The organism is Pseudomonas sp. BAV 4579 (genome assembly GCF_009765395.1).
Taxonomy (GTDB): Bacteria; Pseudomonadota; Gammaproteobacteria; order Pseudomonadales; family Pseudomonadaceae; genus Chryseomonas; species Chryseomonas aestiva.
The window spans coordinates 1-19,975 of record NZ_WHOV01000002.1 but is presented as its reverse complement, the minus strand read 5'-3'; the positions used below and the strand labels follow the sequence as shown (position 1 = coordinate 19,975).

Genomic DNA, 19,975 nt, shown 5'->3' with positions numbered 1-19,975 from the left:
GCTTCGCTGCGCTCAGCGCCAACCTACGGGAGCGTCGTCGTAGGTTGGGCCGAGGCGGTTCTATCGCCGAAGCCCGACGAGCAGGGGCACGAGCCCACAGCCACCGGCCACGCCTGGGCGACGCCGAAGCCGATTTCGACTACCAGGAACATTGCCAGCAAGGGACTGGCGCCCTGGTACAGCGCCCAGGCCTGCCAGAAGGCGAACAGGCCCCTGGCCACGGCGTCGTAGCGTCCCAGCAGCAGCGAAGGCCTGACCAGGCGTAGCACAGACCAGACGCACACCAGGGAGCCCAGCAGATTGCCCAGCAGCAGGGCTTCCGGCGGGAACTCCGCCAGGGGCGCCAGGCCCAGTGCCTGGCCGACACCGTCGAGCTGCCGCAGCAGCCAGGCGAGACTCCAAGGGGTGGCGAAGGGCGCGGTAACCAGCAGATCATAGAGGGCGCTGGCACGGACCAGCCGCAGATAGGGCGCAAGCTTCCACATGGACGGACTTCCTTGAACGAGAGGAAGTCCAGTGTCGACCCTGGAGCCAGGTCCAGGGTCAAGGAGAACGGATGCGTATCGGCACCCTCGCCCAGGCCACCGGCCTGAGTCGCGACACCCTGAGATTCTATGAGCGCCAGGGGCTGCTCAAGGCGCGGCGGCGGGCCAACGGCTATCGTGACTATCCGCCAGAAACCGTGGAATGGCTGGGCTACATCCGTACCGCCCAGCGACTGGGTTTCAGCCTGCAGGAAATCGCCGCCAACCTGGAGGACGTCGAGCGCGCTGCCGATCCCGACGCCTATTTGCAGGAACTGCTGCGCGACAAGCTCCGGGTCATCGAGGCGCGCATCGACGAATTGCAGGCGTTGCTTGGGGTGCTGTATTCGCGCTTGGGTGAAGCCTGTCCGCTGCGGGGTTGGCAGATCGCGGCCGACGCGACCGCTCCTAGGGGCTGGGTCATAACAGCTGATCGCGATCGGGTCGGAGATGTGGAAGATGACCACCCGCTCGGATAGCCCCCTCTCCCTCTGGGAGAGGGTTGGGGTGAGGGCGAGCCTCGCGCCACGGAGTCACCTGTGGAAAAGGCTGCGCCGTTTTCCACGCTACGGCGTTAGGTCCGCGACGCTGTTGGGCTTCGCTGCGCTCAACCCAACCTCCGGTCAATCGCGGCCTTGGGCCGCTCCTACACACCGGGCCTGCTAGGCCCCCTCCTCCCCATAGCCCTCGGCCAGATGCTGGTCCTTGAGCTTCACGTAGTTGCCGGCGCTGTAGGTGAAGAAGGCGCGTTCCTTCTCCTCCAGCGGGCGGATCTGCTTGACCGGGCGACCGACGTAGAGGTGGCCGCCTTCCAGCCGCTTGCCTGGCGGGACCAGGCTGCCGGCGCCGATCACCACCTCGTCCTCCACCACCGCGCCGTCCATGACGATGCTGCCCATGCCCACCAGCACCCGGTCGCCAATCGTGCAGCCGTGCAGGGTCACCTGGTGGCCGACGGTGACGTCGTTGCCGATCAGCAAGGGATAGCCGTCCGGATTGAAGGGGCCGGCGTGGGTGATATGCAGCACGCTGCCGTCCTGGATGCTGGTGCGGGCGCCGATGCGGATGCGATGCATGTCGCCGCGGATCACCGTCAGCGGCCATATCGAGCTGTCTGCGCCGAGCTCGACATCACCGATCACCACGGCGGTGGCATCGACGAAGGCGCGTTCGCCCAGGTGCGGGGTCTTACCCTGGAAGGTCCTTATGGTCACGATAGATACCTTTTCTCGTCGGAAGGGTCTTGAGACCTATTAGGATGGGCTCCATATATAACTGTCAAAGCCATCGCCCCGAGGGGAACGCCGTGAGCGCCAGCAATCCGCTGCTTCAGTCCTACGACCTGCCGCCCTTTTCCGCCATCAAGCCCGAGCACGTCGAGCCGGCCATCGACACCGTCCTGGCCGAGAACCGCGCCGCCCTGGCCAAGTTGCTGGAGACGCAGAAGGAACACCCCACCTGGGCCGGCCTGGTGCTGGCGATGGACGAGCTGAACGATCGGCTGGGCCAGGCCTGGAGCCCCATCGGCCACCTCAACGCCGTGTGCAACAGCGCCGAGCTGCGCGCCGCCTATGAGGCCTGCCTGCCCAAGCTGTCGGCCTATTCCACCGAGATCGGCCAGAACAAGGAGCTCTTCCAGGCCTACAGCCGCCTGGCCGAAAGCGAAGAAGCCAAGGGCTTCGATGCCGGCCAGAAGACCACCCTGGAACATGCCCTGCGCGACTTCCGCCTGTCCGGCATCGACCTGCCGCCGGCCGAGCAGCAGCGCTATGCCGCCATCCAGGCGCGCAAGTCCGAGCTGGGCAGCAAGTTTTCCAACCAGTTGCTCGACGCGACGCAGACCTGGACCAAGCACCTCACCGATGAAGCCGCCCTCGCCGGCCTGCCCGAATCGGCCAAGGCCCAGCTGCAGGCCGCCGCCCAGGCCAAGGAGCTGGACGGCTGGCTGGTGACCCTGGAATTCCCCAGCTACTACGCGGTGATGACCTACGCCGATGACCGCGCCCTGCGCGAGGAAGTCTATGCCGCCTACGCCACCCGCGCTTCCGAGCAGGGTCCCAACGCCGGCCAGTTCGACAACGGCCCGGTGATGGAGGAATTGCTCGATCTGCGTCAGGAACTGGCGCGTCTGCTGGGCTACGCCAACTATGCCGAGCTGTCGCTGGCCACCAAGATGGCCGAGAGCAGCGACCAGGTGCTGGGTTTCCTGCGTGACCTCGCCGTGCGCTCCAAGCCTTTCGCCCAGCGCGACCTGGAAGAACTGCGTGCCTTCGCCGCCGAACAGGGCGTGCAGGATCTGCAGAGCTGGGACACCGGCTATTTCGCCGAAAAGCTGCGCCAGCAGCGCTATTCGCTGTCCCAGGAAGAGGTCCGCGCCTGGTTCCCGGTGGACAAGGTGCTCTCCGGCCTGTTCGCCACGGTGCAGAAGCTCTATGGCATCGAGATCGCCGAACTGCGCGATTTCGAGAAGTGGCACCCGGACGTGCGCCTGTTCGAGATCAAGGAAAACGGCACCTCCATCGGCCGCTTCTACTTCGATCTCTATGCCCGCGCCAACAAGCGCGGTGGCGCCTGGATGGACGGTGCCCGCGACAAGCGCCGCGATGCCCAGGGGCGGCTGATCGATCCGGTGGCCTACCTGGTCTGCAACTTCACTCCGGCCAGCCCCGGCCAGCCGGCGCTGCTCACCCATGACGAGGTGACCACCCTCTTCCACGAATTCGGCCACGGCCTGCATCACCTGCTGACCCGCGTCGAGCATGCCAGCGTCTCCGGCATCAACGGCGTGGCCTGGGATGCGGTGGAGCTGCCCAGCCAGTTCATGGAGAACTGGTGCTGGGAGCCCGAGGGCCTGGCGCTGATCTCCGGTCACTACGAGACCGGCGAGCCACTGCCCCAGGAACTGCTCGCCAAGATGCTGGCGGCGAAGAACTTCCAGTCCGGCCTGATGATGCTGCGCCAGCTGGAATTCTCGCTGTTCGACTTCGAACTGCACGCCAGCCACGGCGACGGTCGCAGCGTGCGCGAGGTGCTGGAAGGCATCCGCGACGAGATCTCGGTGGTCCGCCCGCCGGCCTACAACCGCTTCCCCAACAGCTTCGCGCACATCTTCGCCGGCGGTTATGCCGCGGGTTACTACAGCTACAAGTGGGCCGAAGTGCTGTCCGCCGATGCCTTCGCCAAGTTCGAGGAGGAAGGCGTCTTCAATCCGCAAACCGGTCGGGCCTTCCGTGAAGCCATCCTGGCCCGCGGCGGCTCCCAGGCGCCTATGGTGCTGTTCGTCGACTTCCGCGGCCGCGAACCCAGCATCGACGCCCTGCTCCGCCATTCCGGGCTGAGCGAGGAGGCGGCGTGAGCGAGCCGATCCGCAAGAGGTTCATCGCCGGGGCGGTCTGCCCGGCGTGCCAGGCGCAGGACACCCTGAAGATGTGGACCCAGGACGGCACGCCCAACCGCGAGTGCGTCTCCTGCGGCTACAGCGACACCCTGGACGAGCGCGGCAATTCGGTCCCCAAGGAATTGCCGACGCGGGTCAATATCAGTGCGCTGAAACCCAAGAAGCCCGATCCCAAGGTGCAGGCCGTGCAGTTCTTTCCCAATCCCAAGCTGAAGAAGCCGGAATAGCGAAAGGCGACATCCAGAAAAGCCGCGCCCGGTCATTCAGGCGCGGCTTTTCCGTTTCCAGGCTGGAGAAAATCGCTCCGCGCAGGGCTTGAGTGCAGGCGAAAACGGGAGTCAGCACAGGGGGGGTCCCAGGCTTTATCCACAAAAAGCGGATTCGATAGCCAGCCGATCATATTTTTAAATCATTGATAATAAAGGATTTTTATTTGGTCCCTAACGGGATTTGGGGATTTATCACGGAGTTATACCGCTTTTATCCCCGATTTATCCACAGGCTGTGCGTCCGGGAATGCCCCGGGAGTCTTTTTCAGCCACCAGACTCCAAGTGGATAACCGCTGCCGTCGCTCCCTATGAGGAATTCCCCGATGCGTACCCTCCTCTCCACTGCAGCCCTCTGTCTGATCGGCAATCTGGCTCTGGCCGCGCCTCCGGATCACGGACCTGGCGGGCCCAAGGGTCCGCATGGACCGGGCTGGCAGGAGCAGGGTGGCCCCCATGGTCAGGGCCCGGGTCCCGAATCGCGCGGCCAGGGTCGCCCGGGTGCCGGACCGGCCGCGGGTGGACCGCCGGATCTGGGACCGGCGCGGGAACGCATCCAGGCACTGCGCGGCCAGATCGGCCGCGGTGGCGACCTGCCGCCAGGGCTGCGTCTGGAGCGCGGGCGTCCCTTGCCTCCCGGGTATGGCCGATCGCTGCCGCCGGGTATCGCCCGCCAGCTGCCGGATTATCCAGGCTACGAATGGCGCCGCCTGGGGACCGACATGGTGCTGGTTGCCGTGGGCACCGGGCTCGTCTAGGCCATCCTGCAGGGCGTGCTGGACTAGCCGACCAATTCTTTTACCGGCAGCCCTCGGACAGTGCCGAATTCACCGCAGGCTCTGGCGCGGCCTCCTCGCGCCGGTTGACCCGACGTAGACCGCCAGCGCGCCGGCGCAGGCGATAAATGGCGAAAGGCCTCTGGCACAGTGCCAGCCCGGATTTCAGTAGAATAGCCGCCGCGCGCGGCAGCCTTCCCCCTCCAGACGGTCGGGAAACCGGGCCGCTCCGCATCGGTCTCAACGCCCATCGCTCGCCAAGGATTTCCCATGAGAGCTCTGCCCCGTCTGCTGCCGCTGGCCCTGTTCGCCCTGCTCGTCGGGTACAACGCCCCGGCCCGCGCCGAACCCGGTCTGTTCAATCTGCTGGTCGGCAGCTACACCGCGGGCAGCAGCCAGGGGCTGTATGTCTATCGCTTCAACAGCCGCAATGGTCAGATCGATGGCCCGCTGCGTATCGTCAAGGCGTCCAACCCCTCGTTTCTGACCCTGTCGCGGGATGGCCGGACCCTGTTCGCCGTCAATGAGAATGGCCGGGGTTCGAGCGGCGACAGCATCGGGCGGGTCACTTCCTATCGTTTCGAACCCGGCAATGGCCGCCTGCAGCAGGTCAGCCAGGTCAAGAGCCTGGGCGACGAGCCGACCCATTCCAGCCTCAGCACCGACGGCAAGTTCCTGTTCGTGGCCAACTACTCCAGCCTGCCGGAGGGCTCCCTGGCGGTGCTGCCGATTCAGGACGGCGGCGTGCTCAGCCCGGTGGCGCAGATTGAATTCCACCAGCCCAGCGAACAGCACCCGCGCCAGCAGTCCAGCCATGTGCACGCGGCGGTGACGACCCCGGATGGCCGCTTCGTCTTCGCTCCGGATCTGGGCGCCGACAAGGTATTCGTCTATCGCTATCTGCTGCAGCAGCCGGAGCGACCGCTGGTGGCCGCCGAGACGCCCTTCGTGCCGGTGCCGGAAGGCAGCGGGCCGCGCCACCTGGTGTTCAGCGCCGATGGCCGCTACGCCTACCTGACCCTGGAGCTGGCCGGCCAGGTCATGGCCTTCGCCCACCAGGACGGCATGCTGCGGCAGTTGCAGAGCTACAGCCTGACGCCCCAGGAATTCACCGGCGAGCGGGATGCCGGTGCGCTGCACCTGTCCGGCGACGGACGTTTCCTCTATGTCGCCAGCCGTGGCACCGACAATCAGCTGGCGGTGTTCGCGGTGAATCCCGACGGCACCCTGACCTTTGTCGAGCGCCATCCGGTCAACGGCCTGTCGCCGCGGGAATTCGCCATCGATCCGTCCGGGCGGTACCTGCTGGTGGCCAACCAGAAATCCAACCAGCTCAAGGTTTTCGCCCGGGATCCAGACAGCGGCAAGCTCGGCGATGAACTGCAGAGTCTGGACGTCGGCGCGCCGTCCGACCTCAAATTCGTCGCGGTACCCTGATGACCCACTTCGACCGTCTGCACCATGTGGCGCTGATCTGCGCCGACTATGAACGCTCCCGGCACTTTTACACCGAGATCCTCGGGTTGCCGGTGATCGCCGAGACCTATCGCGAGGCCCGGCGCTCCTGGAAGCTGGATCTGGCAGTGGGCACGCATGCCCAGCTGGAGCTGTTCTCCTTTCCCGCTGCCCCGCCCAGGCCGTCGCGCCCGGAGGCCCAGGGCCTGCGCCACCTGGCTTTCGCCGTGGCTGACCTGGACGCCACCGTCGCCCACCTGCAGGGCCATGGCGTGGTCACCGAGCCGATCCGTACCGACGAGATGACCGGCAGGAGATTCACCTTTTTCGCCGATCCGGACGATCTGCCACTGGAAGTCTACGAGCGCTGAGTTCGGCTCAGGTCGCCAGCCGTGCGCCGGCCAGGGACTCGCGCGGCCTCTCCAGCTCTTCCAGCAGCCAGTCGAGAAAGCGCTGCACCAGCCGCTGGCGCCGCTTGCGCTCGGGCAGGATGGCGTAATAGCCATAGCGCGAGGTGGCCAGTCCGGCGAAGGGGCGACAGAGCAGTTCCTGCCGCAGCAGATCGTCCACCAGGTGGCGCCAGCCGATCGCCAGCCCCTGGCCGGCGATGGCCGCTTGGATCACCAGGGTGTAGTTGTCGAAGCTCAGCACCGCGCCGGACGGCGCCGCGGGCAGGGGCGCCAGGTCCAGCGCCGGCAACAGGGTCTTCCAGTCGTACCAGCGGCTGTTGGGCGCCGCCTTGAGATGCAACAGCGGCCAGCGCCCCAGCTCCATGGCGGGCAGCGGCGGCTGCCGACCCTGGAGCAGGCGCGGACTGCACACCGGAAAGACCTCTTCGCGAAACAGCGGCCAGGCTTCGCCATGCTTGAAGCGGCCGTCGCCGAAGCCCAGGGTGATGTCGATCTCCGGACCGGGCAGCGGCACCCGATCACTGGTGACCAGGCTGACATCCAGCTCCGGGTGGCGGGCATGGAAACGTGGCAGGCGCGGCAACAGCCAATAGGCGGCGAAGGCGAAGTCGGTGGCCACCTGCAGGACTTCATGGGCGGGCCGGGCGGTGACCAGGCGCACCCCTTCGTCCAGGGTGGCGAGGCCGGCTTCCACATATTCCTGCAGCAGCCGTCCGGCCTCTGTGAGCAGGATGCCGCGATGGACCCGGTCGAACAGCCGGACCTGCAACTGGGCCTCCAGGCGCTTGATCTGCTGACTGATGGCCGGCTGGGTGGTGCCCAGTTCGCTGGCCGCCGCGGTAAAGCTCAGGCGGCGCGCCACCACCTCGAAGGTGCGCAGGCTATCCAGCGCCAGGGCAGGGCGGTCGACTGGGAGGGTGGCGTCCAAGAGGGCTTTTCCATGGCGATCAGACATAAGCCCAGCTTATCCGAAACATCACTCCAGATGGCCTTCACGCAGATTTCTCGGCATCGGATGATGGACTACCCATAAGCAACCCTGATCCTAGCGGAGGCGCTCTTGTCCAAGCCGATGAACATCCTCTTTCTCATGGCCGACCAGATGGCGGCGCCCATCCTGCCGCTGTACGACGCCGCCTCGCCGATCAAGCTGCCGAATCTGCAACGCCTGGCCGAGCGCGCCGTGGTCTTCGATTCCGCCTATTGCAACAGCCCGCTGTGCGCACCCTCGCGCTTTACCCTGGTGAGCGGCCAGCTGCCGTCGAAGATCGGCGGCTACGACAACGCCGCCGATTTCGCCGCCGACATCCCCACCTATGCCCACCACCTGCGGCGCCTGGGTTATCGCACGGCGCTGTCGGGCAAGATGCACTTCTGCGGACCGGACCAGTTGCACGGCTACGAAGAGCGCCTGACCAGCGACATCTATCCCGCCGACTACGGCTGGGCGGTGAACTGGGACGCGGCGGACGTGCGCCCGAGCTGGTACCACAACATGTCCTCGGTGCTGCAGGCCGGACCCTGCGTGCGCACCAACCAGCTGGATTTCGACGAAGAGGTGGTCTTCAAGGCGCGTCAGTACCTCTACGATCACGTGCGTCGCGGCGATGACCAGCCGTTCTGCCTGACCGTGTCCCTGACCCACCCGCACGATCCCTACACCATTCCCCGCGAATTCTGGGACCTGTACAACGAGGTCGACATCCCGCTGCCGGAAGGGGCCATTCCCCAGGCCGAGCAGGATCCCCACAGCCAGCGCCTGCTCAAGGTGATCGATCTGTGGGACAAACCGCTGCCCGAGGCCAAGATCCGCGACGCCCGCCAGGCCTACTACGGTGCCTGCAGCTATGTCGACGCCCAGGTCGGCCACCTGCTCAAGACCCTGGAAGAATGCGGCCTGGCCGACGATACGGTGATCGTCTTTTCCGGCGACCATGGCGACATGCTCGGCGAGCGCGGACTCTGGTACAAGATGCACTGGTTCGAGATGGCCGCGCGGGTACCGCTGCTGATCCATGCGCCCGGCCGCTTCGCCCCGGCGCGGGTGCAGGCCTCGGTGTCGACCATGGACCTGCTGCCGACCTTCGTCGAGCTGGCCGGCGGCCAGTTGCCGGACGAGCTGCCGCTGGACGGTCGTTCGCTGCTGCCGCACCTGGAAGGCCGGGCGGGGCACGACGAGGTCATTGGCGAATACCTGGCCGAGGGCACCGTCAGCCCGCTGCTGATGATCCGCCGCGGCGCCTACAAGTACATCCATTGCGAACTGGATCCGCCGTTGCTGTTCGATCTGCACAACGATCCGCTGGAGCGCGAAAACCTGGCCGCCAGCCCCGACTATGCCGAGCTGCTCGCCAGCTTCCAGGCCGAGGTCCGCCAGCGCTGGGACCTGCCGCGCCTGCACGGCGAGGTGCTGTCCAGCCAGCGGCGGCGGCGCTTCGTCGCGGCGGCCCTGGAGCAGGGCGAGCGGACCAGTTGGGATCACCAGCCCTTCGTCGATGCCAGCCAGCAATACATGCGCAATCACATCGACCTCGACGACCTGGAGCGTCGCGCCCGCTACCCTCAACCCTGAACCGCTAACTGGAGCACGGCCATGAAACACGGAATCATCGCTACCTTCACGCTGGCCCTGGTCAGCCTGTCGGCCCAGGCCGAGGACCAGGCCTGCGCAACGGTTCGCCTGGCCGATCCGGGCTGGAGCGACATCGCCGCCACCAACGCCCTCACCGGCGCGATCCTGAGTGCGCTGGGCTATACCGGCAAGGTCGAGACCCTGGCGGTGCCGATCATCTACGGCGGCATGCGCAACGGGCAGGTGGATGCCTTCCTTGGCAACTGGATGCCGGCGCAGCAGGCGCACTACGATCAGTTCGTGAAGACCGGGCAGGTCACCGAGCTGGCGCAGAATCTGGTCGGGACCGAATTCACCCTGGCGGTGCCCACCTATGTCTGGGAAGGCGGGGTGAAGAGCTTCGACGACCTGGCCAAGCATGCCGACCAGTTCGGCAAGAAGATCTATGGCATCGGCGCCGGTGCGCCGGCCAACCAGTCGCTGCAGAAGATCATCCAGGACAACGAATTCGGCCTGGGCGGCTGGCAGCTGGTGGAATCCAGCGAGCAGGCCATGCTGTCCCAGGTCGGGCGGGCGGTGAAGCGCGACAAATGGGTGGTCTTCCTCGGCTGGACGCCGCATCCCATGAACGTCGACTACCCGATCAAGTACCTGACCGGGGGCGACAAGTATTTCGGTACCGCCGGCACGGTAAACACCCTGACGCGCAAGGGCTACGCCGAGCAGTGCCCCAATCCGGCCCGGCTGCTGACCAACATGAAGTTCACCCTGGACATGGAAAACGCCGTCATGAGCGCTGCGCGGGACAAGGGCGGCAGCTACGACGCCGCCGCCAAGGCCTGGCTCAAGGCCCATCCCCAGGTGCTGGAGCCCTGGCTGCAGGGGGTCACCACCCGCGACGGCCAGCCCGGCCTGCCGGCGGTACAGAAAGCGCTCTGACCGCTGTTCTCCGAGCGCTACTTGAGCCCGAGCCGCCGCGCCAGGCGGGCGAGGTTGGCGCGGTCCAGCCCCAAGGCGGCGGCGGCCAGGGTCCAGTTCTGCCCATGCCGTTCCAGGGCCAGGGTAATGGTCTGCCGCTGGAAGGCCTCCGTGGCTTCGCGCAGGGAGGCGGCGGGCAGGGCGGGATCGTCGTCGGGCAGGGCCGTGCTGCCCAGCGGCAGGCCGAGCTGATCGCTGTCCAGGGTCAGGATGCCGCCGCGTTCCTCGCTGCCGGCATGGGCCTTGAGCGCCGCCCGGCTGATGAGGTGAGAGAGTTCGCGCACGTTGCCCGGCCAGTCGTAGGCCAGCAGGGTTCGTTGCGCCGCGGGAGTCAGCCGGAGGCCGCGCAGGCCAGGCGGGCGCGATTCTGCTCCAGGTAGAAACCGGCCAGGAGCAGGACGTCGCGGCCACGCTCGCGCATGGTCGGCACGGCCAGCGGATAGACGCTCAAGCGATGGTAGAGATCGGCACGAAAGCGCCCGGCACGCACGCAGTCGGCCAGGTCGCGATTGGTGGCGGCGATGATGCGCACGTCCACCTTGAGATCGCGATCCGAGCCCAGCCGCTGCAACTGGCCACTCTGCAGCACCCGCAGCAGCTTGGCCTGCACCGTCAGTGGCAGTTCGCCGACTTCGTCGAGAAACAGGGTGCCGCCATCGGCCAGTTCGAAGCGCCCGCGGCGTTCGCTGACGGCCCCGGAAAAGGCACCGCGCACATGGCCGAAGAGTTCGCTTTCCACCAGCGCCTCGGGCAGGGCCGCGCAGTTGAGGCTGATCAGCGGCCGCTGCTGGCGCAGCGAGCGGGCATGCACGGCTTCGGCGACCAGCTCCTTGCCGACCCCGGTCTCGCCGGTGATGAGCACGGTCAGGTCGCTGGCCGCCACGGTCTCGATTTCCTGGCGCAGGCGCAGGCTGGCCGGACTCTGGCCGATGAGTTCGCGAGGCCGCTGGTGCCCCACCGATTGCTGATAGGCCACGGTCAGCTCGTGCTCGCTGACGATGCGCGCGGAGAGCTGGCCGATGCGCTCGGCGGCGGCCACGGTGGCGGCCGCTAGCCCGGCAAAGGCCGCCAGGGTGGTGAGATCCTCGGGCTGGGCGTTCTGCGCCTGCAGCGAATCCAGGGTCAGCAGGCCCCAGAGCTGGTCCTGCACATAGAGTGGACAACCCAGGCAGTCGTGGACCTCCAGATGCCCCTGCACGCCTTCGACCAGCCCATCGTAGGGATCGGGCAGGTCGCAATCGAAGGCGAAGCGGGTGGGCGCGCGACTCGCCAGCAGCAACGCCAGGCGCGGGTGCTCGCCGACCTTGAAGCGGCGGCCCAGGGTGTCGGCCGCGAGCCCGCGCACCGCCAGGGGCACCAGCACCTCGCCGTCCAGGCGCAACAGGGCCACCGCATCGAAGGGCAGGATCTGGCGCAGGGCGTCGAGCAGGCTGGCATAGCGCTGCTGATTGGGCAGGTCGCGGGCCAGATCCGCCACCAGGGGCACCATGGCTTCGAGCAGGGTGGTACGGGTCAATTTGACCTCGGCGAGTCATAGGGACCTGGTCATTATGGCCTGCTCCCCGGATAAAAGACTGCTCTAGCGCAGTTTTTTGGTTGGCACGACTCCTGATACGGCCAGGGCAGTCCTGTTTGGAGATCCCTGCCATGCTGTCATCAGACCAAAGAGCCATCATCAAGGCCACCGTCCCTCTGCTGGAGACCGGCGGTGAAGCCCTGACCCGGCATTTCTACGACAAGTTGCTCGGCGACAACCCCGAGATCCGTCCGCTGTTCAACGGCGCCCACCAGGCCAGTGGCGCCCAGGCGCGGGCGCTGGCCCGGGCGGTACTCATGTATGCCCGCTACATCGACCGGCTGGACACCCTGGGACCGCTGGTGGAGCAGATCGTCAACAAGCACGTCTCGCTGCAGGTGCAGCCGGATCACTATCCTCTGGTGGGCATCGCCCTGCTGCAGAGCATCCGCGAAGTGCTGGGTGCCGAGGTGGCCACCGCTGCCGTGATCGACGCCTGGGCTGCCGCCTATGGCCAACTGGCCAATCTGCTGATCGGCGCCGAGGAACGACGCTATGCGGCCCAGGCCGAGGCCCCTGGTGGCTGGCGTGGCGGGCGGCCGTTCCGCATCGCCCGGATCGAGCCGGAAAGCGAGGAGATCAGCTCCTTCTACCTGGAGCCGGTGGACGGCCTGCCCACCAGCATTGCCCAGCCCGGCCAGTACCTGGGGCTGAGTGTGATCCTCGATGGGGTGGAATACCGGCGCAACTATTCGATCTCGGCGGCCAGCGATGGCCGTGGCTATCGGATCAGCGTCAAGCATCAGCCGGGTGGGGTGGTCTCGCGCTTCCTGCACACCGATGCCCATGAAGGCAGCGTGCTGCAGGTCTTCGCACCGGCCGGCGAATTCGTCCTGCAGGATTCCACCCGGCCGCTGCTGCTGATCGCCGGCGGAGTCGGCATCACGCCGTTGCTGCCCATGGTGTCAGCGGCCTTGCCCAGCGGGCGGCCGATCCAGCTGATCCACTGCACCCGCCACGTCGGGGTGCAGGCCTTCGGCCACTGGCTGGAAGAGCAGGCCGCCCACCATCCGCAATTGCAGCTGTACTTCTGCTACAGCGAGCCGGTGGCGGAAGAGGCCTACGCTTCGCGGCTGGACCGTGCGCGCCTGCAGCGCTGGTTGCCCAAGGGCCGCGACCTGGACGCCTACGTGCTAGGCCCGCAGCCCTTCATGGCTCAGGTGCGGCGCGATCTGCTGGAGCTGGGGGTGCCTGAGCAGCAGATCCGTCACGAGTTCTTTGGTCCCGCCACGGATCTCTGAAAGCAGAAACGCCCACGGTCTGGCGACCGTGGGCGTTTCTTCGAGGGCCAGGGTGCCGCCTTTGAGCGGCGCCTCGCCGTCAGCGACCTAGCGACGCTGGTAGACGATGTCCTTGCTACCACCTTCGCAGCTGCCCACCACCTTGGCGGAGGCGCTGGCGCTGCCCTTGTCCACCACCTCGAGACTGTAGTGCGCTACCTGCTTGGCCTGCAGCTTGGCATCGATATCGGCCTTGACCGTGTCGCACGAGGTGCCAGCGGCGAAAGCACCGCTGCTCAGGGCCAACAAACCGAGGGTGATCACGACTCTACGCATCTTGCCTATCCTTTTGCGAGGGAGGGAGGTCTTGAGTAGCTGCTTAGCTGGCTTCGATACGGAAGCCGATCTTCAGGGTGACCTGATAGTGCGCCACCTTTGCGTCCTGGATATGACCGCGGATTTCACCCACTTCGAACCATTCCATGTTCTTCACCGACTTGGACGTCTCGGCGAGGGCGTTATTGATGGCGTCCTCGACACTGGTGGTGGAAGAGCCAACGATTTCCAGCTTCTTGTAGGTGTGATGATCGGACATGAAAATCTCCTGGGTCAGCAATGACGGGCGCTGCAGCGGACAGCCGGCAACGCGTTGACCGGTGTCGCGGTCGACTCGCCGGGAAGGGTGCTTCTGCCATTTGAGGCCGCGAAAGGCCCCGATAAGTTCACTGCCCAGGCTCTCGCCCACTCCTTTGCAGCACTTTCCAACGCCTCGGTAGTCACATTTCCTGAATCCGTCCATCCCAGGAGGTTGTCATGGCCCGTAACACCGATTACCAGGCGTCCATCGCCAGCATCGAGAACGAAATCAACAGCCTGCTCGACTCGCTGGCATCGCTGAAGAAGAACGCTGCACGCGAATCCCGTAGCAGCCTGAATTCCTTCAAGAGCACCGCTCGTGACGCTCTGCATCATTCGGGCGATTCGCTGGAAGAAGTCTATGACGACGTGCGTCGTCTGACCCGTCAGTACGGTCGCGCCGCCAGTGGCGTGGCTCGCGAACATCCTTGGGCCACCGTCGGCATTGCCGCTGGCGTAACCGTCCTGGTCGGCTGGGCACTGCTGCGCGGCGACCACTGATCGTGGCAGTCCGAGGCATCTCCAAGGGATGCCTCGGGCGCTAGCGCTCGGCCAGCTCGGTTCTGAGCCAGGCCGCCAACCGTTCCACCCGCTCATCCGCCAGCCGACCCGGCGCCCATAGCGCCAACTCCGCACCCGTCGCGGCGAAGCCCCAGGGCGCAACCAGCCTGCCTGCCTTCAGATCCGCTGCCACCAGTGGTTCCGGCGCGATCGCCACGCCCAATCCCGACAGCGCCGCCTCCAGCAGGTAATAGAGGTGCTCGAAGCCCTGCCCGTAATCCAGAACCGGTGCCTCCAGGCCCTGGGTGGCGAACCACTGTGGCCAGGCCTGGGGCCGCGACAGGGTGTGCAGCAGCCGTTCGCCCAGCAAGGCCTGCAGATCGCCTTCCCTGAGCCGCAGATAGGCTGGGCAGTAGGGACTCAGCACCGGCCCGATGCGCTCGGGCGCCAGGTGATAGGGCAGGACGTCCTGTGGCGGCGCCGTCTCGGTGAACAGCAGACTGGCGTCCAGCCCGGCGGCGGCCAGCGGGGTATCGTCGGTACGGGTCGAGAGGTGCAGGCGCAGCTCCGGCAGATCCCGATTGAGGCGATCCAGCCGCGGAATGAACCAGCGCGCCACCAGGCTGCCCGGGCAGCCCAGCACGAACGGCCCCCGGCGACTCCCGGCCTTGAGTTCGGCGCTCACCTCACGCAAGCGCTCGAAGACCTCGCCACTCACCTCGCGTAGGCGCAGCCCCGCCTCGGTCAGCGCCAGCCCCCGGCCTTCGCGGCGAAACAGCGCCACCCCCAACTGTTCCTCCAGGGCACGGATCTGGCGACTCACGGCGCCATGGGTCACGTGCAGTTCGTCCCCGGCGCGGCTCATGCCACCCAGACGAGCGGTGGCCTCGAAGGCGCGCAGGGCCTTCAACGGGGGCAGGTCGCGGGGATCGCTCATCTGTGAGATTTCCTGACGGGTCATCGCGATCTTATCGATTTATCAGCGGCACTCAAGCAGGTAAGGTAAACCCATCTTCATAGGAGAACCCCATGACCCAGTTCGCTTATCGCCAGGGCCCCGACGCTCAAGGCATGTTCGGCCAGTTCGGTGGTCGCTATGTCGCCGAAACCCTGATGCCGCTGATCCTCGATCTGCAGCGCGAATACGAGACCGCCATGGAGGATCCGGCGTTTCTCGAGCAGCTGGCCTACTTCCAGCGCGACTACGTCGGCCGGCCCAATCCGCTGTACTTCGCCGAGCGCCTGACCGAGCACTTCGGCGGCGCCAAGATCTATCTCAAGCGCGAAGAGCTGAACCACACCGGCGCGCACAAGATCAACAACTGCATTGGCCAGATCCTGCTGGCCAAGCGCATGGGCAAGACCCGCATCATCGCCGAGACCGGGGCCGGCATGCACGGTGTGGCCACCGCTACCGTCGCCGCCCGCTTCGGCCTGCCCTGCGTCATCTACATGGGCAGCACCGACATCGACCGCCAGCAGGCCAACGTCTTCCGCATGAAGCTGCTGGGTGCCGAGGTGATTCCGGTCACGTCCGGTACCGGCACCCTCAAGGACGCCATGAACGAGGCGCTGCGCGACTGGGTGACCAATGTCGCCGACACCTTCTACCTGATCGGCACCGTGGCCGGTCCGCACCCCTATCCGGCCATGGTCCGCGACTTCCAGGCGGTGATCGGTCGCGAGACCCGCGCGCAGATCCTGGAGAAGGAAGGACGCCTGCCCGACAGCCTGATCGCCTGCGTCGGCGGCGGCTCCAATGCCATGGGCCTGTTCCACGAATTTCTCGATGACCAGGACGTCGCCATCATCGGCGTCGAGGCCGGTGGCCACGGCGTCGACACCAACAAGCATGCCTCCAGCCTCAACGGCGGGGTGCCCGGGGTACTGCACGGTAACCGCACCTTCCTGCTGCAGGACGACGATGGCCAGATCATCGACGCCCACTCTATTTCCGCCGGCCTGGACTATCCCGGCATCGGCCCGGAGCACGCCCACCTGCACGACGTGAAGCGCGTGGAATACGTACCGATCAACGACGACGAGGCGCTCAAGGCCTTCCACCAGACCTGCCGCCTGGAAGGCATCATCCCGGCGCTGGAAACGGCTCACGCCCTGGCCGAGGCCTACAAGCGCGCGCCGCACCTGCCCAAGGACCACCTGATGGTGATCTGCCTCTCGGGCCGTGGCGACAAGGACATGCAGACCGTGATGAGTCACCTGGGAGACAAGCTATGAGCCGCCTGGAAACCCGCTTCGCCGCGCTGAAGGCTGAGGGCCGCGCGGCCCTGGTCACCTACACCACCGCCGGCGATCCGGACTACGACACCGCCCTGGCCATCCTCAAGGGCCTGCCGGCGGCCGGTGCCGACGTCATCGAGTTGGGCATGCCCTTCACCGATCCCATGGCTGACGGCCCGGCCATCCAGGCCGCTGCCCTGCGGGCCCTGCAGGCGGGCCAGAATCTGGCCAAGACCCTGGAGATGGTGCGCGACTTCCGCCGCGGGGAAGGCGAGACGCCGCTGGTGCTGATGGGCTATTACAACCCCATCCATCGTTATGGCGTGGAGCGCTTCCTGGCGGAAGCCGCCGAAGCGGGCGTGGATGGCCTGATCGTGGTCGACCTGCCGCCCGAGCACGACGCCGAGCTGGCGCTGCCGGCCCAGGCCGCCGGCATCGACTTCATCCGCCTGACCACCCCGACCACCGATGACGCCCGCCTGCCGCGCGTGCTCAACACCAGCTCCGGCTTCGTCTACTACGTGTCCGTAGCCGGCGTGACCGGTGCCGGCTCGGCCACCACCGAGCACGTCGAGGCCGCCGTGGCACGCCTGCGCCGCTTCACCGACCTGCCCCTGGCCGTCGGCTTCGGCATCCGTACCCCCGAGCAGGCCCGGGTGATCGCCCGCATCGCCGATGGTGTGGTGGTGGGCTCGGCGTTCGTCGACCAGATCGCCAAGGCCGAGTCCTCGGGCGCTGCCATCGACGGCGTGCTTGGCCTCTGCAAGCAGCTGTCGGACAGCGTACGCACCGCGCGGTAGGCCTTTGCCAGCTCTCCAAAAGACCGCTTAAGGCGGTCTTTTTTTATGCCTGGACAACCTGCAAGCTGTGCATAACCCTGTGGGCAGTCTGTTCGCTTTCAACGAAGAACCGCGTGCCAGAAGGGCTGGACGGGTATTCGGCCTGTTGATCGAATCCGCTACGGCTTGATCCGCCGAGTCAGGCTACGAACACCGGATCGATTTATCGTCATTGCCTGAAAGGTAAAGGCTGTGGATAAGCCTTGGGCAAGTTGTCAGCAACCGATCAAGAAATCGCTCAGGTAAAATTGCTCAATAAATAACCAATTCGGTCCGTGTCGTCTGAACTATCGAAAGTGGACTCGGCCTCGGGGTTTTCCCACATCTACTGTGTGCGTGCCTGTGGAAAAGATGTGGGACCTGACCTGTACGCCATGACTAGCAAGGCCTGCAGAGGATCGTACAAAAAATGATCAGTCTACTTTCGGCTGTTTTCCACAACCCACAATAGAGCTGCATAGGGCTGTGGATAGGTTGTTCGTCTACTGACAGAGGCCAGAGCTGGCGCGGCTTGCAGAGAATCGATCAAATAATGACCAGTTTCCCGGTATATTCCCAAGTCAAGGGATTTCTGCTGCCATCCCAAGGAGTTATCCACGTCTGTTCAGCGCCGGTCTCAGCGATCGCCGCTAAAAGCCCTGTGGGTAACTCTGTTGATTTTCTGTTTGGAAGCCTGTGCATGACAGCTGTGGCCTACCGCAGCGTCACCTGCTGGCGCAGGCCTGCGGCGGGCAGGGTGAAGGCGCATTCCTCGAAGGTGGCCATGCGCATGCGCAGCGGCGGATTGTTGCTGTAGCCGTATTGTTCGGTGGGCATGCCAATGAAATTGGTGTCCAGCTGGCTGTTGCCATTGCTGTCGTGGATGACCGATACGGCATACCGGCCGGGCGGCAGCTCGAAGCGCTGTTCCTGGGCACCCGCCTGCGCAGCGAGATGGGCCTGAGCCACTGGCGTCTTGTGCTCCTTCCAGGCCGCTTCGCTGTCGAACACCGCGAGCAGCAGCTGGCCCCCCGAGGCGTCGACCGTCTCGACCCGCACCTGCAGTTCGGCGGCGTGCAAGAGACCGCTCAGACAGAGACCAGGGATCAGCAACAGAGACTTCATGGGCATTCCTTCAGCAGGGAGAGGGCGTCAGCCGCAGCAGCTCGGCCGGCTGTTCGAAGAAGAGATCGGGATGTTGGGCGCGCAGTGTCGCCGGGCAGCCATAGCCCCAGGCCACGGCCGCGCAGCCCAGACCGGCGTGGCGCGCGGCCTGGAGGTCGCGTAGCTCGTCGCCCACATAGAGCGCATCGGCCGGCGCGACACCCTGGCGGCGCAGCAGACGGGTCAGGCGTCGGGCCTTGCCCAGCAGGGGGATGTCGAATTCGCCAGCGGCGAACAGACGTCCGGCCTGGGGCAGTACCTGGTGGACGGCCGCGGCGGAATTGGAGGTCGCCAGGCCCAGCTGCAGGCCGCTGGCCTGCAAGCGGTCGAGAGTGGCGGGAATCTCGGCGAAGGGCAGGACCTGATCGCCCCGCTGGGCCAGCAGCCGGCGATAGTGCCGGGCGATGCGGGGCACCTGCCAGAGGGGGATATCCAGGCTGTCGAGCAGACCGGTCAGGGAGGCGGCGCGCAGCCGGGGCCACTCGTCGGCGGCCGGCTGGCGAAAGCCATGGGTTCGCGCCAGCTCGCCCAGGCAGCTCAGCAGAAAGGGCAGGCTGTCCGCCAGGGTGCCGTCGAAGTCGAAGATGACGTAGCGATAGCTCATGCGAGAGAGGCGCGGTGGGCGAAGGCGCCAGCGTAGCGGTCGCCTCCCGGTTTTGCCACCGCGACGGGGTCCGGCAGGGGTTTCCCTGCCGGACAGGTCACACGCGGAAGCGGCGGATCTGGCCGTTGAGCTCCACTGCCAGCTCGGAGAGCTGCTGGCTGGCGGCGCGGGTCTGTTCGGCACCGGCGGCGGTCTGCACCGACAGATCGCGGATGCGCACTAGATTGCGATCTACCTCACGGGCCACCTGGGCCTGCTCTTCGGCGGCGCTGGCGATCACCAGGTTGCGCTCGTCGATGCCCGACACCGACTGGGCGATGGCGGCCAGGGCGGCGTTGGCCGATTGCGCCTGCTCGCGGGTCTGGCGCGCCTGGTCGGCGCTGGTCAGCAAGGCATCGATGGTCTGGCCGGTGCCCTACTGGATGCTGCCGATCATGCCTTCGATCTCGCGGGTGGATTCGCCGGTGCGATGGGCCAGGGCGCGGACCTCGTCGGCGACCACGGCGAAGCCGCGACCGGCATCACCGGCACGCGCGGCTTCGATGGCGGCGTTGAGCGCCAGCAGGTTGGTCTGTTCGGCCACCGAGCGGATCACGTCCAGCACCTGGCTGATGTTGCGGGTCTGCTCGGCCAGCTGGCGGGCCTGTTCGCTGGCACCCAGCACGTTCTCGGTCAGCACCTCGATGGCGCCCAGGGTATCGCCCAGCTGCCGCTGGCCCTGGCGCGCGGTATCGGCGGCCTGGCGCGATTCGGACGAGGTGGAGGTGGCATTGCCGGCCACTTCGTCCACCGCCTGGCTCATCTCGGTGACGGCGGTGGCCGCCATCTCGATCTCG

20 protein-coding genes and 3 pseudogenes are annotated in these 19,975 nt (G+C 66.2%); 12 read left to right on the top strand and 11 right to left on the bottom strand.

Features of this window, described 5'->3' with window-relative positions:
- Positions 1 to 23: 23 nt before the first annotated feature.
- Positions 24 to 485, bottom strand: coding sequence for a hypothetical protein (locus tag GSQ95_RS00140; RefSeq protein WP_178118388.1), 462 nt, complete (start codon positions 483 to 485; stop codon positions 24 to 26).
- 71 nt (positions 486 to 556) lie between these two features.
- On the opposite strand from GSQ95_RS00140, the pseudogene GSQ95_RS00135 reads away from it, so the two are divergent.
- Positions 557 to 898 (top strand): annotated as a pseudogene (locus GSQ95_RS00135) (MerR family transcriptional regulator); the annotation flags it as partial.
- A 288-nt stretch (positions 899 to 1,186) separates the two neighbouring features.
- Here the strand turns inward: GSQ95_RS00135 and GSQ95_RS00130 are convergent.
- Positions 1,187 to 1,738: a gamma carbonic anhydrase family protein gene (locus tag GSQ95_RS00130; RefSeq protein WP_158891459.1), complete on the bottom strand. Its 552-nt coding sequence runs from the start codon at positions 1,736 to 1,738 to the stop codon at positions 1,187 to 1,189.
- Between the two features lie 44 nt (positions 1,739 to 1,782).
- On the opposite strand from GSQ95_RS00130, the gene prlC reads away from it, so the two are divergent.
- The 5 genes from prlC to GSQ95_RS00105 all read left to right on the top strand — a co-directional run bounded on the left by prlC (position 1,783) and on the right by GSQ95_RS00105 (position 6,790).
- The gene (gene prlC / locus GSQ95_RS00125) at positions 1,783 to 3,879 is read left to right on the top strand and encodes an oligopeptidase A (protein ID WP_178123831.1); all 2,097 of its coding nucleotides are present in this window, start codon (positions 1,783 to 1,785) and stop codon (positions 3,877 to 3,879) included.
- Positions 3,876 to 4,148: a YheV family putative zinc ribbon protein gene (locus GSQ95_RS00120; RefSeq protein ID WP_158890069.1), complete on the top strand. Its 273-nt coding sequence runs from the start codon at positions 3,876 to 3,878 to the stop codon at positions 4,146 to 4,148. Before prlC ends, GSQ95_RS00120 begins: the two co-directional genes overlap by 4 nt.
- Before the next feature lie 366 nt (positions 4,149 to 4,514).
- Positions 4,515 to 4,946, top strand: coding sequence for an anti-virulence regulator CigR family protein (locus GSQ95_RS00115; RefSeq protein WP_158890072.1), 432 nt, complete (start codon positions 4,515 to 4,517; stop codon positions 4,944 to 4,946).
- Positions 4,947 to 5,234: 288 nt separating this feature from the next.
- Positions 5,235 to 6,401: a lactonase family protein gene (locus GSQ95_RS00110; RefSeq protein WP_158890074.1), complete on the top strand. Its 1,167-nt coding sequence runs from the start codon at positions 5,235 to 5,237 to the stop codon at positions 6,399 to 6,401.
- Positions 6,401 to 6,790, top strand: a complete 390-nt coding sequence (locus tag GSQ95_RS00105; protein WP_158890076.1) for a VOC family protein — start codon at positions 6,401 to 6,403, stop codon at positions 6,788 to 6,790. The genes GSQ95_RS00110 and GSQ95_RS00105 overlap by 1 nt, the downstream gene beginning before the upstream one ends.
- Before the next feature lie 7 nt (positions 6,791 to 6,797).
- Here the strand turns inward: GSQ95_RS00105 and GSQ95_RS00100 are convergent, their stop codons facing one another.
- The gene (locus GSQ95_RS00100) at positions 6,798 to 7,784 is read right to left on the bottom strand and encodes a LysR substrate-binding domain-containing protein (RefSeq protein WP_158890078.1); all 987 of its coding nucleotides are present in this window, start codon (positions 7,782 to 7,784) and stop codon (positions 6,798 to 6,800) included.
- A gap of 117 nt (positions 7,785 to 7,901) precedes the next feature.
- On the opposite strand from GSQ95_RS00100, the gene betC reads away from it, so the two are divergent.
- Both betC and GSQ95_RS00090 read left to right on the top strand, forming a co-directional pair.
- Positions 7,902 to 9,401 (top strand): choline-sulfatase, encoded by a 1,500-nt coding sequence (gene betC / locus GSQ95_RS00095; protein WP_158890098.1) that lies wholly within the window; start codon positions 7,902 to 7,904, stop codon positions 9,399 to 9,401.
- Positions 9,402 to 9,422: 21 nt separating this feature from the next.
- Positions 9,423 to 10,340 carry a choline ABC transporter substrate-binding protein gene (locus tag GSQ95_RS00090; protein ID WP_158890080.1) on the top strand — a complete coding sequence of 306 codons (918 nt, stop codon included), beginning with the start codon at positions 9,423 to 9,425 and terminating at the stop codon, positions 10,338 to 10,340.
- A 17-nt stretch (positions 10,341 to 10,357) separates the two neighbouring features.
- Here the strand turns inward: GSQ95_RS00090 and norR are convergent.
- A pseudogene (gene norR, locus GSQ95_RS00085) lies at positions 10,358 to 11,895 on the bottom strand (nitric oxide reductase transcriptional regulator NorR).
- Positions 11,896 to 12,026: 131 nt separating this feature from the next.
- On the opposite strand from norR, the gene hmpA reads away from it, so the two are divergent.
- Entirely contained in the window at positions 12,027 to 13,196 is a 1,170-nt protein-coding gene (gene hmpA / locus GSQ95_RS00080; RefSeq protein WP_158890082.1) for an NO-inducible flavohemoprotein, read from the top strand.
- An 87-nt stretch (positions 13,197 to 13,283) separates the two neighbouring features.
- On the opposite strand, the gene GSQ95_RS00075 is transcribed toward hmpA, so the two are convergent.
- Together GSQ95_RS00075 and GSQ95_RS00070 are read right to left on the bottom strand one after the other, a co-directional pair.
- On the bottom strand, positions 13,284 to 13,511 hold the full coding sequence (locus GSQ95_RS00075) for a DUF1161 domain-containing protein (RefSeq protein ID WP_158890084.1): 228 nt from the start codon (positions 13,509 to 13,511) through the stop codon (positions 13,284 to 13,286).
- 43 nt (positions 13,512 to 13,554) lie between these two features.
- The gene (locus GSQ95_RS00070) at positions 13,555 to 13,770 is read right to left on the bottom strand and encodes a dodecin (protein ID WP_158890086.1); all 216 of its coding nucleotides are present in this window, start codon (positions 13,768 to 13,770) and stop codon (positions 13,555 to 13,557) included.
- A gap of 218 nt (positions 13,771 to 13,988) precedes the next feature.
- On the opposite strand from GSQ95_RS00070, the gene GSQ95_RS00065 reads away from it, so the two are divergent.
- On the top strand, positions 13,989 to 14,312 hold the full coding sequence (locus GSQ95_RS00065; protein WP_158890088.1) for a YqjD family protein: 324 nt from the start codon (positions 13,989 to 13,991) through the stop codon (positions 14,310 to 14,312).
- A 40-nt stretch (positions 14,313 to 14,352) separates the two neighbouring features.
- On the opposite strand, the gene GSQ95_RS00060 is transcribed toward GSQ95_RS00065, so the two are convergent.
- The gene (locus GSQ95_RS00060; protein ID WP_158890090.1) at positions 14,353 to 15,249 is read right to left on the bottom strand and encodes a LysR family transcriptional regulator; all 897 of its coding nucleotides are present in this window, start codon (positions 15,247 to 15,249) and stop codon (positions 14,353 to 14,355) included.
- 92 nt (positions 15,250 to 15,341) lie between these two features.
- Here GSQ95_RS00060 and trpB point away from each other — a divergent pair, with 92 nt between their 5' ends.
- Entirely contained in the window at positions 15,342 to 16,550 is a 1,209-nt protein-coding gene (gene trpB, locus GSQ95_RS00055) for a tryptophan synthase subunit beta (RefSeq protein WP_158890092.1), read from the top strand.
- Positions 16,547 to 17,353, top strand: coding sequence for a tryptophan synthase subunit alpha (gene trpA / locus GSQ95_RS00050; protein ID WP_007160173.1), 807 nt, complete (start codon positions 16,547 to 16,549; stop codon positions 17,351 to 17,353). The genes trpB and trpA overlap by 4 nt, the downstream gene beginning before the upstream one ends.
- 732 nt (positions 17,354 to 18,085) lie before the next feature.
- On the opposite strand, the gene GSQ95_RS00045 is transcribed toward trpA, so the two are convergent.
- The 4 genes and pseudogenes from GSQ95_RS00045 to GSQ95_RS26940 all read right to left on the bottom strand — a co-directional run.
- Complete coding sequence (locus tag GSQ95_RS00045; protein ID WP_158890094.1) at positions 18,086 to 18,496, bottom strand: DUF2141 domain-containing protein; 411 nt, start codon at positions 18,494 to 18,496, stop codon at positions 18,086 to 18,088.
- Between the two features lie 10 nt (positions 18,497 to 18,506).
- Positions 18,507 to 19,139: an HAD hydrolase-like protein gene (locus tag GSQ95_RS00040; RefSeq protein ID WP_158890096.1), complete on the bottom strand. Its 633-nt coding sequence runs from the start codon at positions 19,137 to 19,139 to the stop codon at positions 18,507 to 18,509.
- Between the two features lie 97 nt (positions 19,140 to 19,236).
- Entirely contained in the window at positions 19,237 to 19,530 is a 294-nt protein-coding gene (locus tag GSQ95_RS26945) for a hypothetical protein (protein WP_372240040.1), read from the bottom strand.
- 27 nt (positions 19,531 to 19,557) lie between these two features.
- Positions 19,558 to 19,975: pseudogene (locus GSQ95_RS26940) on the bottom strand (methyl-accepting chemotaxis protein); the annotation flags it as partial.

Bases quoted from the DNA above. Each gene is read 5' to 3' on its own strand.
- GSQ95_RS00045 (WP_158890094.1), bottom strand. From the start codon at position 18,496: ATGAAGTCTCTGTTGCTGATCCCTGGTCTCTGTCTGAGCGGTCTCTTG.
- GSQ95_RS00070 (WP_158890086.1), bottom strand. From the start codon at position 13,770: ATGTCCGATCATCACACCTACAAGAAGCTGGAAATCGTTGGCTCTTCC.
- GSQ95_RS00065 (WP_158890088.1), top strand. From the start codon at position 13,989: ATGGCCCGTAACACCGATTACCAGGCGTCCATCGCCAGCATCGAGAAC.
- GSQ95_RS00105 (WP_158890076.1), top strand. From the start codon at position 6,401: ATGACCCACTTCGACCGTCTGCACCATGTGGCGCTGATCTGCGCCGAC.
- GSQ95_RS00090 (WP_158890080.1), top strand. From the start codon at position 9,423: ATGAAACACGGAATCATCGCTACCTTCACGCTGGCCCTGGTCAGCCTG.
- trpA (WP_007160173.1), top strand. From the start codon at position 16,547: ATGAGCCGCCTGGAAACCCGCTTCGCCGCGCTGAAGGCTGAGGGCCGC.
- trpB (WP_158890092.1), top strand. From the start codon at position 15,342: ATGACCCAGTTCGCTTATCGCCAGGGCCCCGACGCTCAAGGCATGTTC.
- GSQ95_RS00115 (WP_158890072.1), top strand. From the start codon at position 4,515: ATGCGTACCCTCCTCTCCACTGCAGCCCTCTGTCTGATCGGCAATCTG.
- GSQ95_RS00140 (WP_178118388.1), bottom strand. From the start codon at position 485: ATGTGGAAGCTTGCGCCCTATCTGCGGCTGGTCCGTGCCAGCGCCCTC.
- GSQ95_RS00100 (WP_158890078.1), bottom strand. From the start codon at position 7,784: ATGTCTGATCGCCATGGAAAAGCCCTCTTGGACGCCACCCTCCCAGTC.
- betC (WP_158890098.1), top strand. From the start codon at position 7,902: ATGAACATCCTCTTTCTCATGGCCGACCAGATGGCGGCGCCCATCCTG.
- prlC (WP_178123831.1), top strand. From the start codon at position 1,783: ATGGGCTCCATATATAACTGTCAAAGCCATCGCCCCGAGGGGAACGCC.
- hmpA (WP_158890082.1), top strand. From the start codon at position 12,027: ATGCTGTCATCAGACCAAAGAGCCATCATCAAGGCCACCGTCCCTCTG.
- GSQ95_RS00075 (WP_158890084.1), bottom strand. From the start codon at position 13,511: ATGCGTAGAGTCGTGATCACCCTCGGTTTGTTGGCCCTGAGCAGCGGT.
- GSQ95_RS00110 (WP_158890074.1), top strand. From the start codon at position 5,235: ATGAGAGCTCTGCCCCGTCTGCTGCCGCTGGCCCTGTTCGCCCTGCTC.
- GSQ95_RS00060 (WP_158890090.1), bottom strand. From the start codon at position 15,249: ATGAGCGATCCCCGCGACCTGCCCCCGTTGAAGGCCCTGCGCGCCTTC.
- GSQ95_RS00040 (WP_158890096.1), bottom strand. From the start codon at position 19,139: ATGAGCTATCGCTACGTCATCTTCGACTTCGACGGCACCCTGGCGGAC.